This window comes from Enterobacter pseudoroggenkampii, assembly GCF_026420145.1.
GTDB lineage: Bacteria > Pseudomonadota > Gammaproteobacteria > Enterobacterales > Enterobacteriaceae > Enterobacter > Enterobacter pseudoroggenkampii.
In genome coordinates, this window is sequence record NZ_JAPMLV010000003.1 from 155,760 (window position 1) to 171,696 (window position 15,937).

General features: G+C 54.3%; 14 protein-coding genes. 7 read left to right on the forward strand and 7 right to left on the reverse strand.

Translation table 11 applies throughout. The features are described from left to right. Positions 1 to 51: 51 nt before the first annotated feature. A complete protein-coding gene (locus OTG14_RS16280) occupies positions 52 to 1,155 on the forward strand; it encodes a glycosyltransferase family 4 protein (protein ID WP_267215369.1) in 1,104 nt (367 codons plus the stop codon). Here OTG14_RS16280 and OTG14_RS16285 read toward each other — a convergent pair. Genes OTG14_RS16285 through rfaD form a run of 5 tightly spaced genes read right to left on the reverse strand, consistent with a single transcriptional unit; the run spans position 1,134 to position 6,307 of the window. Continuing rightward, the gene (locus OTG14_RS16285; protein ID WP_090420366.1) at positions 1,134 to 2,243 is read right to left on the reverse strand and encodes a glycosyltransferase family 4 protein; all 1,110 of its coding nucleotides are present in this window, start codon (positions 2,241 to 2,243) and stop codon (positions 1,134 to 1,136) included. The two genes, OTG14_RS16280 and OTG14_RS16285, sit on opposite strands and share 22 nt — an antisense overlap. Beyond that, on the reverse strand, positions 2,240 to 3,343 hold the full coding sequence (gene rfaQ, locus OTG14_RS16290) for a putative lipopolysaccharide heptosyltransferase III (RefSeq protein WP_267215370.1): 1,104 nt from the start codon (positions 3,341 to 3,343) through the stop codon (positions 2,240 to 2,242). Before rfaQ ends, OTG14_RS16285 begins: the two co-directional genes overlap by 4 nt. After that, positions 3,336 to 4,322 carry a lipopolysaccharide heptosyltransferase RfaC gene (gene rfaC, locus OTG14_RS16295; RefSeq protein WP_267215371.1) on the reverse strand — a complete coding sequence of 329 codons (987 nt, stop codon included), beginning with the start codon at positions 4,320 to 4,322 and terminating at the stop codon, positions 3,336 to 3,338. The genes rfaQ and rfaC overlap by 8 nt, the downstream gene beginning before the upstream one ends. A 3-nt stretch (positions 4,323 to 4,325) precedes the next feature. Continuing rightward, the gene (gene rfaF / locus OTG14_RS16300; RefSeq protein ID WP_267215372.1) at positions 4,326 to 5,372 is read right to left on the reverse strand and encodes an ADP-heptose--LPS heptosyltransferase RfaF; all 1,047 of its coding nucleotides are present in this window, start codon (positions 5,370 to 5,372) and stop codon (positions 4,326 to 4,328) included. A 2-nt stretch (positions 5,373 to 5,374) separates the two neighbouring features. Next, positions 5,375 to 6,307, reverse strand: coding sequence for an ADP-glyceromanno-heptose 6-epimerase (gene rfaD / locus OTG14_RS16305; protein ID WP_024906618.1), 933 nt, complete (start codon positions 6,305 to 6,307; stop codon positions 5,375 to 5,377). Positions 6,308 to 6,522: 215 nt separating this feature from the next. On the opposite strand from rfaD, the gene kbl reads away from it, so the two are divergent. The 6 genes from kbl (at position 6,523) to OTG14_RS16335 (ending at position 13,687) form a co-directional block, all read left to right on the forward strand. Next, entirely contained in the window at positions 6,523 to 7,719 is a 1,197-nt protein-coding gene (gene kbl / locus OTG14_RS16310; RefSeq protein WP_024906617.1) for a glycine C-acetyltransferase, read from the forward strand. A 9-nt stretch (positions 7,720 to 7,728) separates the two neighbouring features. Next, positions 7,729 to 8,754, forward strand: coding sequence for an L-threonine 3-dehydrogenase (gene tdh / locus OTG14_RS16315; RefSeq protein WP_024906616.1), 1,026 nt, complete (start codon positions 7,729 to 7,731; stop codon positions 8,752 to 8,754). Between the two features lie 176 nt (positions 8,755 to 8,930). Then, positions 8,931 to 10,511, forward strand: a complete 1,581-nt coding sequence (locus tag OTG14_RS16320) for a phosphoethanolamine transferase family protein (protein ID WP_024906615.1) — start codon at positions 8,931 to 8,933, stop codon at positions 10,509 to 10,511. A gap of 66 nt (positions 10,512 to 10,577) precedes the next feature. Further along, positions 10,578 to 11,837, forward strand: a complete 1,260-nt coding sequence (locus tag OTG14_RS16325; protein WP_342453705.1) for an O-antigen ligase family protein — start codon at positions 10,578 to 10,580, stop codon at positions 11,835 to 11,837. A 71-nt stretch (positions 11,838 to 11,908) separates the two neighbouring features. After that, positions 11,909 to 12,757, forward strand: a complete 849-nt coding sequence (locus OTG14_RS16330) for a glycosyltransferase (RefSeq protein WP_267215373.1) — start codon at positions 11,909 to 11,911, stop codon at positions 12,755 to 12,757. Positions 12,758 to 12,772: 15 nt separating this feature from the next. Further along, the gene (locus tag OTG14_RS16335; RefSeq protein ID WP_244319934.1) at positions 12,773 to 13,687 is read left to right on the forward strand and encodes a capsular polysaccharide synthesis protein; all 915 of its coding nucleotides are present in this window, start codon (positions 12,773 to 12,775) and stop codon (positions 13,685 to 13,687) included. Positions 13,688 to 13,721: 34 nt separating this feature from the next. Here the strand turns inward: OTG14_RS16335 and OTG14_RS16340 are convergent, their stop codons facing one another. Then, positions 13,722 to 14,654 (reverse strand): divergent polysaccharide deacetylase family protein, encoded by a 933-nt coding sequence (locus OTG14_RS16340; RefSeq protein ID WP_045907903.1) that lies wholly within the window; start codon positions 14,652 to 14,654, stop codon positions 13,722 to 13,724. A gap of 3 nt (positions 14,655 to 14,657) precedes the next feature. After that, positions 14,658 to 15,917 carry a murein hydrolase activator EnvC gene (gene envC / locus OTG14_RS16345; protein WP_024906610.1) on the reverse strand — a complete coding sequence of 420 codons (1,260 nt, stop codon included), beginning with the start codon at positions 15,915 to 15,917 and terminating at the stop codon, positions 14,658 to 14,660. Positions 15,918 to 15,937 lie beyond the last annotated feature (20 nt).

Below are 15,937 nucleotides of genomic sequence, written 5' to 3' on the forward strand. Positions count from 1 at the left end.
TGCCAGGCGGCAAATTAGCGTCACGCGGACGAGATTCTTAACAGGAAATGTATGCATATTGTTCACACTGAAGCAGACGGTGGCAAAGGCGGACAGCCTCTGCGCATTATCAACGAATCGCTTGGGATGATTCAGCGTGGCCATCAGGTTACTCTCCTTTGTCCGGAAACCGCGCCGCTGCATGCGCTGGCGCGCAATGCCGGATTGACGGTTGTCACGATGCCGTTGAAGCGCAAGAACCTTAAAAATCTGCGGTTGCTGCGTCGCTGGCTGAAGGATAACCGTCAGTCGATTGACGTTATCAACAGTCACAACTCTGCCGATACATGGCTGGTGGCGCTGGCGAATCTGACGCTCGCCAACCCTGTGCCGCTGGTCCGCACCCGTCATGCGTCAGGCGTACCGCGCAACAACTGGACGACACGCTGGCTGTTCCGCACGGCCTGTGCGCATATCGTGACCACGGGGGAGGCGTTGCGTCATCAGGTGGCAAATATTGGCGTGCCGATGTCCCAGAGTACCTCGGTGCCAAGCGGTGTCGATACTCAGCGTTTTCACCCCGGAGATAAGCACGAAGCCCGCGCGCATTGTGGCCTGTCCGGAGACGATTTCTGGCTGGGCGTGGTGTCGCATTTGCGCCCGAACAAAGGCCATAGCGTACTGTTGCGCGCCCTGGCGAAAATCGACAATCCACACATCAAGCTGGCGATTGTCGGCGAAGGCCCGCACAAGGCGACGCTGGAACAGGAAATCGCCGCGCTGGGATTACAGCAGCGCGTGGTCATGGCGGGACATCAACCCGATCCGGAACGCTGGTTTCCGGCCTTTGATATTGCGCTGAGTCCTTCGCACGATATGGAAGGTGTTCCACAGGGCGTACTGCAATCATTAGCCACCCGTATTGCAACTATTGCGACGGACGCCGGTGGAACGGGAGATGCGGTGATTAACGGGCAGACGGGCATTTTAATCGCGCAGCGCGACGAAAACGCATTGCACGATGCCATAATGAAACTCTATGACGACTCAGCCCTTCGCGAGATGCTCGCGCAACAGGGGTATGACTATCTGAGTACACATTTTACCCGCGAATGTATGCTGGACGCGATGGAGAAGGTCTTCTCCGATGCGGCTCAGCGCAGCAGATCGCGATAAAGTGCCTGCAGCTCTTTCGCCATTCTGTCCAGGGTGAAGGGCTCTGCAGTTGCACGCGCAGCAGCGGAGTAATCGACACCCTGTTCACGGCCTTTCAGCCATTGAGATATGGCCTGCTGGTAGCCTTCGCTGTCCAGCGCATCACGCACCCAGCCGTTTTTACCCTCGTTTATCCACTCCGCCGCACCGCAGCCGTGGCTGGTAAGCAGCGGCAGACCGCAGGCCAGCGCTTCCACGCAGACGTTCGGGAAGGGATCGTAAAGTGTCGGCAGGATCAGAGCATCAGCCGTCCCATAGACTTCGCGCACGTTGGCAACGGGTCCCAGGAACTTCACGCGTGAGGAAACCCCCAGAGCCTGTGCCAGTTTTTCAAACTTCCGCGCATGTTTATCGCGTCCGGCAATTAGCAGCCAGACGTCAGAATGCGGCACAATGGCGCGTAGCGCGGTGGCAACACCTTTACGACTGAAACCTGACCCAACATACGCCAGTACCGGTGCGTTACGGGGAATGCCCAGTGCATCACGCTGCGAAAGGGCGCGGACCTCAGGGCTAAACTGAACGGTGTCTACGCCGTTGTAGATCACCGTCAGCTTGTCTTCCGACAGCCCGAAGCGACGGGCAATATCATCGCGCACCATCTTCGAATTACAGATCACCTTGCGAAGCTGCGGATGGGTAAACATCTGCGTCTCAGCCTGCAGAATGTAGCGGTGATAGCGGCTCAGAGATTGCGCCCAGCGCGCCAGTGGCGAGAGGATGCGGCCATATTGCTCAAGCCAGGCGGCATGAACCCCGTCCCCGGCCCGGAAAATGGTCGCTCCCGGTATGCGCTCGTGACTTTGCACAATATCAAACTGCGCAAAATGCGAAGCGGCTTCGGTGGCAAAGCCGGATTCACGGGCGATACGGTTACGGAACGGCGGATTGACTGTCAGCGTTTTCCAGCCGGTGGCGTCTTCCCACTGGCGGGCAATCAGCGTCACGTCCAGGGACGTGTCCTGCGACAGCACGTTAAGCGCGCGCGAGACGAAACGCTCTGCACCACCGTTGGGGTTGTAGGTTTGTCGGACTATCGCCAGCTTCATGCAGGATTTTCCAGGAGCATCGTGTCGATGGCGCTCAGCACCTGCTGTGGGGTGATGGCTGTGATGCAGTCTGAGACACCGCTGTCTCCGCAGCCCGCTTTACCGCACGGCTGGCAGGTAAACCCGGCAACGATTACGCGATAGTTCACCCCCCACGGTGCCCACTTGATGGCGCCGGTAGGGCCAAAGATGGCGACGGTCGGGGTACCGACGGCGCTTGCAAGGTGCATCGGCATGGAGTCCACACCGAAATAGACCCGCGCGTGCTTCATGAGCGCGCCCAGTTCTTTCAGGTTCAACTGACCGCTCAAATCAAAGACCGGCTGGGTGAGCGCAGCGCGCAGCTCGTCCATGTAGGCCTTCTCTTCTTTTGACGGTGCGGCGGAAAGGATAATTGGCAAGCCGCGCGCCGCCAGGTTATCAATGGTCGCTGCCAGCTTTTTGATATCCCAGGCCTTAAACATCCAGCGCGAGGTCGGGTGAACCAGAATGTAGGATTTACTCGTGAGCCCAAACCCGGTCAGTTTTTCGGCCACAGAGGCTTCTGCCGCGTCACCAGGCACAAAAAGCGTATGCTTGTCTTCGTCGGACTGCGGATGAATACCAATCCGGCGCAGGGCGTCAAGATTGACCTCCACCATATGGCGGCTGTTGTCCTGAATCGCCGGGTAGAGCGTGGTGAACGACTTCACCCAGCGACGACGTGCCAGGCCCCCGCGTTTATCCGGCTTAAAGCCGACGGAGACGCGCGGCTTCAGGCGACGCGCCAGGCGCGCGCCGTGCCAGTGTTCGGTCAGATTAATCAGCACGTCATACTGACGGCCTTTCAGGGTATTCAGCAGGGCGCGGTAAAGGCGGAATTGTTCGAACCACCCCTTTTTGCGCCAGTTGCGCCCAATAGTATGGACCTGGTCGATATGCGGGTGGCTGGTCAGCATCGCCTGCGTGTCGTCATAGACCAGCGCGTCGACCTCCACGTTGGGCCAGTTCTTTTTCAGCACGGTAAAAACCGGCGAGGTAAGCAGAACGTCACCGTGGTGACGCAGCTTAATAATCAGCACGCGCTTTGGCGGGCGCTCCGCTGAGAAAAAATCAGACATAGGCTCTCTCTGCTGCCAGCAAAGGCTCTAATTGCGCAAATACCGCAGCGGCGCTGAGATCGCTCAGCTGCGATGAGTGTTCCGGGCGGCAGATATACTGATTTTTTCCATAGCCGCCGATCAGACCCGGGTCCGTTGGGCCGTAAAGCGTGATGTTAGGACGGTCCAGCGCCGCCGTCAGGTGGCTGAGGCCCGTATCCACGGAGACCACAGCCGTAGCGCCTGCCAGCGCCTGAGCGACGCCGTCAAGTTTCATGCGTGGCAGAACGTCCACGTAATCAAACCCTTCTGCCAGACGTTTGGCCCGAGCCTCTTCGTGCGGTGCGCCCCACGGGAGTTTAATACGCAGCCCCGCGCTTGCCAGCAGGCCGATCAGTTCGCGCCAGTACGCTTCCGGCCAGTGCTTGTCATCGCGGGTTGTCGCGTGAAGGAAAATCAAATAAGGGTCGCTTTTCTGCGATGAGGCGTGCAGGAAATGCCGGGAAATTGCATAGTCGCCCTGGGTTTCCGGTTTCGCATAGCCCAGGCTTTTGGCAAACAGCTCGCGGGTACGTTCCACCGCATGCTGTTGCTTTGCGATGTGATGACGACGGTTATAAAACAGGCTCGCCAGCGGTTCGCGGGCGCTGTGCCAGTCCATCCCGTGCTTTACGCCGTGTGTCAGACGCGTTACCAGCGCGGCGCTTTTCACCAGCCCCTGGGCGTCGATGATGGCGTCGTAACGCTGTGCCTGCACCGCCTCACGGAAGGCTTTGCGTTCGGCTTTAATCGGCGCGGAGAACCACGCTTTGCGCCAGCGGCGAATCGCCACCGGGATCACGCGGTCAACCGCTTCATGCCAGGTGGGGATCTGCGCGAAGCCTTCCTCCACCACCCAGTCAAAACGAATACCGGGAATGGCCCGCATGGCGTCCGTCAGTGACGGCAGCGTATGCAGAACATCGCCCATCGAAGAAGTTTTAACGATCAGTACCCGCATTCGTTATCCTTCTTCGCTCAACAGCAGCTCGTTAAGCTCTTCGAGAACGCGCGCTGGCGTAATGTCGATCAGGCTCTGATGGTAGCCTTCTGCGGCATCACCTTTGCGCACTTTGTGGTAGCCGGTGATCAGGCGGATGACGCGCGCTTTATGAGAAAGCGGGGGCGTGAAGTCCGGGCTACTTGGGCCATACAGCGCCACCAGTGGGCGGTTGAGCGCAGCGGCGACGTGCATCAGGCCAGAGTCGTTAGTGACCACCGCTTTACAGGCGGCAAGCAGGATAACAGCCTGTTCAAGCTGCGTTTCTCCTGCCAGATTGCGGCACCAGGCCTGCTGCTCGTTGCTCAGCGTGGCGAGAATTTCGTTGCCAGCCTCGTGATCTTTTGCCGAACCGAACAGGACAATCTGGTAGCCTTCGTCAATCAGCTGTTTCGCCAGCTCCGCATAGTGATAGTGCGGCCAGCGTTTTGCCGGGCCGAACTCGGCGCCTGGGCAGAAGCCAATCATCGGGCGTTCAGACGAAAGACCAAACGTGCTGCAGGTCTGGGATTTTTCACCGTCGTTAACCTGAAGCTGTGGCCAGAGCAGCGGCTGCGGCAGATCTTTCGCGCTGCGCATCACGCCTTTGTCATAGGCCAGCGCCACATAGCGCTCCACCATCAGCGGCCAGGCTTCTTTATCCAGCACCCGCGCATCGTTCAGCAGACCGTAGCGCATTTCACCGCGCCAGCCGGTGCGATGTGGGATGCCCGCAAAGAAGGGCACCAGGGCGGATTTAAAGGAGTTTGGCAGGACATACGCGCGATCGTAGCGCTTCTCGCGCAGGCTATGACCGAGCTTGCGGCGTTCGCCGATTTCCAGCGCCCCGTGGCCGAGTGGCATCGGGATGGCTTCATTCACTTCCGGCATACGCGATAACAGCGGACGGCACCATGCGGGTGCCATCACGTCGATTATCGCCTGGGGATAACGCGCCTTGAGCGTGCGATAGAGACTTTGCGACATCATCATGTCGCCCACCCATGACGGGCCGATCACCAGAATTCTCATACTTACGCGTCGCGGTTCAGCCAGGCCATATATTCCGTTACGCCTTCGGCAACGGTCTTGAACGGCTTGTCGTAGCCTGCGGCGCGCAGGTTGGTCAGATCGGCCTGCGTGAACGCCTGATAACGGCCTTTCAGTTTTTCCGGGAACGGAATGTACTCGATGCTGCCTTTTTTGTGATACGCCAGCGTGGCGTCAGCCACTGCCTGGAAGGATTCCGCACGGCCGGTACCGAGGTTGAAGATGCCGGACACGCCGTTTTCCCAGAACCACAGGTTTACGGCCGCCACGTCGCCCACGTAAACGAAGTCGCGCTTAAAGCCGTCGCTGCCTTCGAACAGTTTTGGACTTTCACCGTTATTCAGTTGGGTGTTCAGGTGGAACGCCACGCTTGCCATGCTGCCTTTGTGGCCTTCACGCGGTCCGTAGACGTTGAAGTAGCGGAAACCAACGATCTGCGAGTTCGCTTCTGGCAGAACCTGACGCACGTACTCGTCGAACAGGAATTTAGAATAACCGTAGACGTTCAGCGGCTGCTCATATTCGCGGGATTCGATGAAGTCCGAGGTGCGGCCGCCGTAGGTTGCCGCGGAGGAGGCGTACAGGAACGGAATCTCACGCTCCAGGCAGTAGTGCAGGATCTCTTTAGAGTACTGATAGTTGTTGTCCATCATGTACTTACCATCCCACTCGGTGGTGGAAGAACACGCACCTTCGTGGAAGATGGCTTCGATCTCGCCGAACTCTTCGCCTGCCATAATCTGGATAAGGAAGTCTTCTTTATCCATGTAGTCAGCGATGTTCAGATCCACCAGGTTGACGAACTTAGTGCCATCTTTCAGGTTGTCAACCACCAGGATGTCGGTGATGCCTTTGTCATTGAGAGCCTTAACAATATTACTGCCGATAAAGCCTGCGCCGCCGGTAACGATGATCATAACTGTAACCTTTGAAGTGTGGAGCCCGGGGACAATCCCGGACGCTAATGTCTCTATCATATCATTAGTATGGCTGCCCTTCAGCCATTCACCTTCACAGCGCAGGGGTACGCGTGATTTATGCTGCAAAAACGATAAGAGATGACGTGTCATCTCGTCATGAACTATAGGTTTGGGTAATATGTCCCGAAATTTGCCGAGTCTGGAGAATTGCAATGCGTGGTGATTTTTACAAACAGTTAAACAGCGACCTCGACACCGCACGTGCGGAAGGGTTGTTCAAGGAAGAGCGTATTATCACGTCTGCCCAGCAGGCGGACATCACCGTTGCCGACGGCAGCCATGTGATTAACTTTTGTGCGAACAACTACTTAGGTCTTGCGAATCATCCTGAGCTGATTGCCGCTGCAAAAAACGGCATGGACACCCACGGTTTCGGCATGGCCTCCGTACGCTTTATCTGCGGTACCCAGGACAGCCACAAGCAGCTTGAGCAAAAGCTGGCGAGTTTCCTCGGAATGGAAGACGCGATTCTGTACTCCTCCTGCTTCGACGCCAACGGCGGTCTGTTTGAGACCCTGCTCGGCGCAGAAGATGCGATTATCTCCGACGCCCTGAACCACGCCTCCATCATCGACGGCGTACGCCTGTGTAAAGCGAAGCGTTTCCGCTACGCCAACAACGACATGGTTGAGCTGGAAGCACGCCTGAAAGAGGCTCGTGAAGCGGGTGCCCGCCACGTGCTGATCGCCACCGACGGCGTGTTCTCCATGGACGGTGTGATCGCTAACCTGAAGGGCGTGTGCGATCTGGCAGACAAATACGACGCGCTGGTGATGGTCGATGACTCTCACGCGGTCGGCTTTGTCGGCGAAAACGGCCGCGGTTCCCACGAATACTGCGACGTCATGGGCCGCGTGGACATCATCACCGGTACGCTGGGCAAAGCGCTTGGCGGCGCATCAGGCGGCTATACCGCCGCGCGCAAAGAGGTGGTGGAATGGCTGCGTCAGCGCTCTCGCCCGTATCTGTTCTCCAACTCCCTGGCGCCGGCGATTGTTGCCGCCTCCATCAAAGTGCTGGAGATGGTGGAGTCTGGCGCTGAGCTGCGCGACCGTCTGTGGTCCAACGCCCGTCTGTTCCGTGAAAAAATGAGCGCCGCAGGTTTCACCCTGGCCGGTGCTGACCACGCGATCATTCCGGTGATGCTGGGTGATGCGGTCGTCGCGCAGCAATTTGCCCGCGAACTGCAGAAAGAAGGTATTTACGTCACCGGGTTCTTCTTCCCGGTGGTGCCAAAAGGTCAGGCGCGTATCCGCACCCAGATGTCTGCGGCGCATACGCCTGAACAAATTGAACGTGCGGTGGAAGCCTTTACCCGCATCGGCAAACAGCTGGGCGTCATTGCCTGAGGACGTGTGATGAAAGCGTTATCCAAACTGAAAGCGGAAGAAGGGATTTGGATGACCGACGTGCCGGAACCGGAAGTCGGTCATAACGATCTGCTGATCAAAATTCGTAAAACGGCTATCTGCGGTACTGACGTTCACATCTACAACTGGGACCAGTGGTCGCAGAAAACCATTCCGGTACCGATGGTTGTCGGTCACGAATATGTCGGCGAAGTGGTGGGCATCGGCCAGGAAGTAAAAGGTTTTAAAATTGGCGACCGCGTCTCCGGTGAAGGCCATATTACCTGTGGTCACTGCCGTAACTGCCGCGGCGGACGTACGCACCTGTGCCGTAATACCATCGGCGTGGGCGTGAACCGTCCGGGCTGCTTCGCGGAATACCTGGTGATCCCGGCCTTTAACGCCTTCAAAATCCCGGACAATATTTCTGACGATCTGGCCTCCATCTTCGACCCGTTCGGCAACGCGGTACACACCGCGCTCTCCTTCGACCTGGTCGGTGAAGACGTGCTGGTCTCCGGCGCGGGCCCAATCGGCATTATGGCGGCAGCCGTGGCGAAGCACGTGGGTGCGCGCAACGTTGTGATCACCGACGTGAACGAATACCGTCTGTCTCTGGCGCGCAAAATGGGGGTCACCCGCGCGGTGGATGTCTCGAAAGAGAGCCTGACCGACGTGATGGAAGAGCTGGGCATGACCGAGGGCTTTGACGTGGGTCTGGAGATGTCCGGCGCGCCGCCGGCGTTCCGCACCATGCTCGACACCATGAACCACGGCGGCCGTATCGCGATGCTGGGTATTCCGCCGTCAGATATGTCTATCGACTGGAATAAAGTCATCTTCAAAGGGCTGTTCATCAAGGGCATCTATGGCCGCGAGATGTTCGAGACCTGGTACAAGATGGCGGCGCTGATTCAGTCCGGTCTGGATCTGTCCCCAATTATTACTCACCGTTTCTCCATCGATGAGTTCCAGCAGGGCTTCGACGCGATGCGTTCCGGCCAGTCAGGGAAGGTGATCCTGAGCTGGGAGTAACCTGTCTGCTGGCATCGCTTTTACGGGTGCCAGCGCTCTTTCTTAGCGGTTTGACTTTCCAGAAGTTACTTGTTAACTTCTGGCGAAATTTCATCCATTCTGTCTTCTCCGCACGTTCATTCTTGCAATCAAAATGATTTCGTCAGGAAAGATATTGCCAGGCTAATCAGGTCATTATGTCCACACTGTTTTCACAGAAGTTGGTTGAGACACCTTCGCGATTTACCGCTTTCTTTACTGTCGTTATTTCACTGCTAATAGTCATTGGCGTTAATATTATACATGCTAAATATAATGCGGTGATTAACCGTACGTTGGTTTTCGCGCTGATATTGCTGACATTAAAATGTATAAACAATAAATTAATCAGGAATGTACTGGCGATTATTTTATTAATTCCGGTTGCAGCAGATATTACTTTACAGCTATACGCCTGGAGTAATTTCAATTCTGCGTTTAGTTATGGTTTTGCGCTGAGCGTACTCAATACGACACCGGGTGAAGCAAGTTCGATGCTCGGTTTGTACTGGCGCGATTGTCTGATCTTTATCGCCCTGTCCGCGTTGTTCATTTATACCGCGAATACCGGCAAATGGCCTGTCGCGCCGCGTTTTCGTCGCTGGCCCGCCGTTGCGCTTGCCGTCACGCTGCTGGCTTTTTATGGTCAGGCCTTGCAGCATCAACTCAGGAAAAGCAGCGTCGAAAGCCTGGCACAGCGCGTGGTTCAGGCGACGCCTGTTAGCACATCAAAAGTCTTTATGCAGGCCATTGAAGATAATGCCGTGGTGGCCAATATCGGCAAAAATATTCCTGATTATAAAATCACGTTATCCGATACCGGCATCGAAAACTATGTGCTGATCATTGGTGAGTCTGAGCGTACGGCAAATATGAGTATCTATGGTTATCAACGAGATACTACTCCAGAGCTGGAAAAGCAAAAATCGCAGCTCTTACTGTTCCGCAATGCCGTTACGCCTGCACCGGTCACGATTATGGCGGTACCGCTGGCGTTAACCGCGGATACTGTGAATGCACGCGATCCGCGTAAGTATGGCGATAACGTCATCAATATCGCTAATAAAGCGGGATATGATACGTACTGGTTTAGTCGTCAGGGTAAAGGAGGGGCGCATAATAACGTCATTACCGGCATTGCTCTGAACACGAAACAGCATGAATGGATTGACGGGGGCTACGACGAAGACCTTTTGCCGCTGTTGCAGAATGCGCTTAAAGCGCCGGGCAAGAAATTAATTGTTCTGCATTTGTACGGAAGTCACGAACCTTCCTGTCGACGCTTCCCTGCCAGCCAGGCGGTTTTGCACGGTGATAATGAAGCCGATGACTGTTATGACAACTCTGTGCGATATACGGATACGTTGATGGGCAAGGTCTTTAGCCTTCTGGAAAACTCGCGCTCATCCGTCATGTATTTCTCCGATCATGGCCTCATTCGCGATCCGAAACGTGCTGTAGCTTACTCCCACGGTAACGTTAATCCTCCACGAGAGGCACTGCATATCCCGGTGTTTATCTGGTACGGACATCAGGTGGATTCTGGTAAGCAATATACCGGAGATTACAATACCGTATGGTCAGCTGATGATATTAATACGCTGGCAGAGCTGTGGCTTGGGATCCATCGCCAGGGGGAGCCTGTCCAGTCGGTACAGTCCTGGCTTACCGGTTACAATAAGAACGTTTCCGTGCTGGACACGACCGGGAAGTCCTATGACTGGCGTAATATTCGTTAACACTGGTGCGATAAACTTGCATTTAGCAGTGTGCTAGCCTGCTTTGCCTTCTTAGTAAATGGAATAATGATGATTAATGTAGAACGAGATAAGGTCCAGTGTGCGTTGTTGCAATTACTCTTTGGACTGTGTGCTATCGCTTTTGGTTGCGTAGTTGTTTCACCCAATTTATCTGCCAAAATTTTGGGCCTGGCGGGTGTTACCGCATTCGTTATTTTCTTGTTGGATATTAAAAATTTCAGAAAGAATGATGCATTCTGGCTTTGTCTGGTCCTGTTGATCATCGGGATTTGCGATCTGGTCTGGTACCGAATGTATAAGGTTGATAGTGCGGCGATCAACTCATATCGCGCTTATCTTGAAGTCGGGAAAATCTGCCTGTTCGGAGCATTTTCCATCTTCGTGTTTGTGAACCGTAATCAGCTCAAAGTAGGTAGCAATAAGATTCATATGCTGCTGGCTATCGCATTGCAGGTGATGATTATTGTCTACGCCGGGTACCAACACCTGTTTCTTGAAAACCAAAGGGTAACGCTCTCCCTTGCTGGTGGAGCTGATGCAACAGGAGCTGCCTATACCATTGCGTTTATCTCGTTCTATACGATTCTGGTGCTACAACACAGTTCAAGTCGATGGAAAGAGCTGTTTATACTCGCGCACTTCTTTATTACCTTCCTGGTACTGGTGGCGACAGAAACGCGGGCAGCTATTTTGACCTATCCGATTATTTTCTTCGGCTTGATGGTGTTTAAGCTGTACCGGGACAAGCATATTCCGTGGAAGGGGGTGTCTGTTTTTCTGATCGCTTTGCTGGCAGGCGCATTTATGATGAAAGACAGTCTGACACAGCGTTATAATGACTTTAATAATGACATCGCTTCCTATGATAAAGCGAACAGTGCCACTTCTGTTGGGGCTCGTTTTGCTATGTGGAAGGTGGGATTAGCTGCATCTAAAAATAGTTATTTATGGCAGTCTACTGATGAGCGAAACGCAAAGATAATTGATGAAGTTAATAAAGATCCAAGCCTGTCAGGTGCACTGGATCACATTCGTGGTCATCTTCATAATGAAATTGTTGAAACCCTTTCTGTAAAAGGTCCTTCAGGCGTTATTCTCTATATTCTGTTTGTTATATCGCTTGGCTGGTATGCATTACGTATCCGTAAAAGTATTATTCTTTTCGCTTTCCTGGTCTCGATTGTTATGTTCGGAGTAGGTGGCGTGATGTTCTATTCAAAAACAACCCCTGTAGCCTGGATGCTGACGTTGATAATGTCGATTGTTTTCCTTGAACAGAACAAACACCATAAGGTCATTAAGTAATCGTTTTGATTCTCCATCGGGAAAAAGGTATTCTCCCGATGGAGAAATACCTTTTACCAGACGAGCATGCCATGAACGAACTGATTTCAGTAATCATCACCACCTACAACAGAGAGGCGTTGCTGGAGCGCGCAATTCGTTCAGTTATTGCTCAGACATACCCCGCGGTAGAATTGGTTATTGTTGATGATTGTTCTAATGAGCAAACCGCTCAACTTATCGAGCGTATGCGCGCGGAGTGTGAAGCGCGTTTTGTGCATTTCATCTACGAACGTAACGAAAAGAACAGCGGTTCTAACTTCAGCCGTAACCGGGGTTATGTGCTATCGCACGGCGTGTTTGTGACGGGGCTGGATGATGACGATTATTTCCTGCCAGAACGTCTGACGAAACTCGCTGAGCGGTATGATGATAAGTATGCCTTTGTGACGGATACCCCCGCCCGGCTTGATAAGACCCACCGCACTTATCCGGATACTGATGATAAAAGGATAATTGCGCTACAGGATATTTTGTGCGAAAACGTGGTGGGCAATCAGGTCTTGACCACTAAAGAAAAACTATTAGGGGTAGGCGGATTTTCTCCTGAAATTAAACAACAGCAAGATCGCGACGTCTGGATTAAATTAATTCTGAAATATGGTCCAGGTATCAAGTACAGTTTCAGTACTGCGATGGTGGATGCTGAACACGGGAGCGATCGGATTACGTCGCAAGTTAAAAAATACAATGCGTACCGTAAGCTCTATTTTAAATATCGACAGTACATGTCTGAAGTTACTCGCAGTAATAACTTGTTCCAGCTCATGTCTTTTCGTGGGTTTAAATCGACTCGTATGAATTGTTTATTACGAGGGCGTAAAAAAGACGCTAAGTTAAAAATGAAACTGCTTCGCCGTACGCTAAAAGAGCTATTCTGAATTTATTAAGGTGAAATGATGAATCTCAATGCAACGAATAAGCTCATCAAGAAAACCCGACGCTGGCACAAAAAAACGGGTTTTTCTCTTTTTCAGCGTGCGGCCAGCCATTTTGAGCGGAAGAAAAAAGAGACAATTTTTAGCGTTATTGATGATCTGCATGTTCAGCCTGACGCTGCGCAACTAACTGAATCGGAACAATCACGCGTCATCTGGATCTGCTGGTTCCAGGGGCTCGATAGCGCGCCTGAGTTGGTGAAACGATGCATTGCATCTGTTCAAGCAAACACGCCGGATGCGCAGGTCATTATCCTGACGGATGAGAATATCCCTGACTACCTTACTCTCCCTAAACACATCAAAACGAAATACCAGGCGGGGCTGATTAGTAAGGCGCAATACTCTGATATTGTTCGCTGTTCTCTGCTGTATCAATATGGCGGGATCTGGATGGACGCCACGGTGTTCATGACGAAGCCGGTGCCGGAAACATTTTTTGAGAACACCTTCTCATCACTACGTTTTGATTCACCTGAAAACGCATTGAGCCAGGGTTACTGGACGGCCTATTTTCTTGCAGCCCAAAAGGGATGCTCACTGGTAAAGACGGTTCGGGATATTCTGTATCGCTACTGGCAACACCACGATATCCTGATTGAATACTTCCTGATTGATTACAGTTTCTTATATGCGCGCGAGTGCTATCCGCAGTTTCGTCAGATCATGGATCAACAGCCGGTCACCGGGAATAATCGCTTTCTGATTCGCCAGTTCATCTCAGCGAAACCTGATTTGACGACCATGGCGATGCTAAATAATGATCCCGTGGGCATTTATAAGCTCTCGCACAAAGAACAATACCAAACTACAGACAACGGCCAGCCGACGTTGTATAGCCAGATCCTCGACGGTTCTTTCGAACTGAAGTGATAAAAAAGCCACCATGACGGTGGCTTTTTTATCGTCAGGCTTTCTTACCCCATCCCTGCCACTGCTGCTGGACGTATTTCACCAGCGTGCTGTTGCTGATGCTGTCTCCGATAACAGAGAAGAAGCGGGTCGCGTAGACCGGTTCAAGCGGCTGCTTCGGTACACAGCGCTTCACGCCGCGGAACGGATTACGCGGCGCTGTAGGGACGGGCTGCGCAGAATTCGGTGTGGAGGTATCCACCTGCGGCTCGTTCAGCAGATCGCTCGGACGTACAAGCGTGATATCGGAAGGCAAGGTCGGCAGCATTTGCTGCAGGACGCGAACGGTAGACGGGTGCGGGTGACCGATGGCAATGGCCGAGCCATTACGGCGGGCCAGCTGTACCGCGCGATTAAACTGCATGCGGATATCAGCTTCGTTCTGGGTATCATCCAGGAACACCTTACGCTTAATCACCTTTACGCCCGTTCCCTGAGCGGCGCGCATCGCCTGGCTGTTGCCGATGGTCATGCTGTCGAGGAAGTAGAGGTTATAACGCTCCAGCGCCTGCATCACTTTGAGCATCCCGTACAGGCTGGAGGTCATCGCGCTGCCCATGTGATTGTTCAGACCAACGGCATACGGCACTTTGTTGTAGGCGTCGCGGATGATGCGCTCGATCTCCTCGCTGCTCATATCCGGGCGGAGGGTATCTTTTTCCAGCGGCTGCTTGCTGAGCGGTGCCATGGGCAGGTGGATGAGAACCTGATGACCGCTGCTGTGGGCTTTGGTCGCCATCTCACGTGCGTGAGGGGCATTCGGAAGGACGGCGACGGAGATGGCCGACGGCATCGCCAGCACCTGATTTTCATAGTGTGGACGATAACCGAAGTCATCAATCACGATAGCGAGTTTACCTGCGTATACCGGTGCAGCCAGCGCCAGCGCGCTGACGACGGAGAAAACGATTCGACGAAATTGAAGCAAAACTTATCTTCCCAACCACGGCTGTGGATTGACCGCCTGACCCTGACGACGAATTTCGAAATAGAGTGACGGGCGGCCCTGACCGCCACTGCTGCCCACAAGGGCGATGGGTTGGCCGGCGCGCACCTGTGTGCCGACGCTGACCAGCGCGCTCTGGTTGTAGCCGTAAAGACTCATATCACCTTTACCGTGTTCGACCACCACCACCAGTCCGTAACCCTGCAGCCAGTCGGCCAGAATCACGCGGCCATCGGCGATGGCTTTCACTTCGCTACCTTCAGACGCACCGATAACGATCCCTTTCCAACGTAGCTCACCCTGCAGCTGTTCGCCATAGCGATGCAGAATTGAACCACGAACGGGCCAGAAAGCCTGGCCGCGAGGCGAGCCTAAACCGCCGGTACGCGACATCAGGGAACGTTCGCTCTCGCTTGGCTTGTAGGTGGTCCCTTTGCGGGACGCTTCCTGCTGCTTGTCGCGAACGGCCTGCGCCTCGCGCGCCTCTTTTTCGGCGCGCGCTTTCGCCGCCGCTTCCGCCCGGGCGATGCTGTTACGCAGTTTTGATTCGTTGGCGCGCATTTCGCTCAGCTGGCTTTGACCTTCCTGAATGGAGGATTCAAGGCCGGAAAGGGTTTTCTTACGCTCGTTGCGAGCCTGCTCCAGCTTCGCCTGCTGGGCCTGCTGATCGTAGAGCAGCGTCTGCTGCTGGCTCTGCTTCTCTTCCAGCTCGGCTTTTTGCGTGGAGACCTCTTCGCGCGTCTGCTTCAGCTGCGCGATCGTCTCCTGACGCGCCTGGTTGAGATAGCCAAAGTAGGCCTGCAGGCGTTGGCCGCGCTGGCTCTCTTCGCCGCTGAGGATCAGCTGGAGTCCGGTATGTTCACCCTGGCGGAATGCGGCATCAAGCTGTGCGGCAAGATTGCGCTCCTGCGCATCGCGCTGGCGCTCCAGTTTGGCAATTGACGCGTTCATCTCGTCGATCTGTTTATTCAACTGGGCGAGGGTGTTTTGCGTTTCACGGAGTTTACGCGTGGCGGCGGAGATCGCCTCTTCCTGCTGCTTGAGCTGGGCGAGCAGGGTGGAGCGCTGCTGCTGCTGCTGGCGCACCGCACGCTCTTTGGCGGCGATATCGGCCTGAATAGATTTCAGCTGGTCGCGGTCATCCGCATGGGCGGATGCGGCGCACAGCAATACGCCAGCGCTGAGTGCGCTGGCGTAAAACAGAGGTCTGACTGATAACCTAAGCGGCTTCACGACCCATGTGATTGAAAAAATCGCCTTTCCCC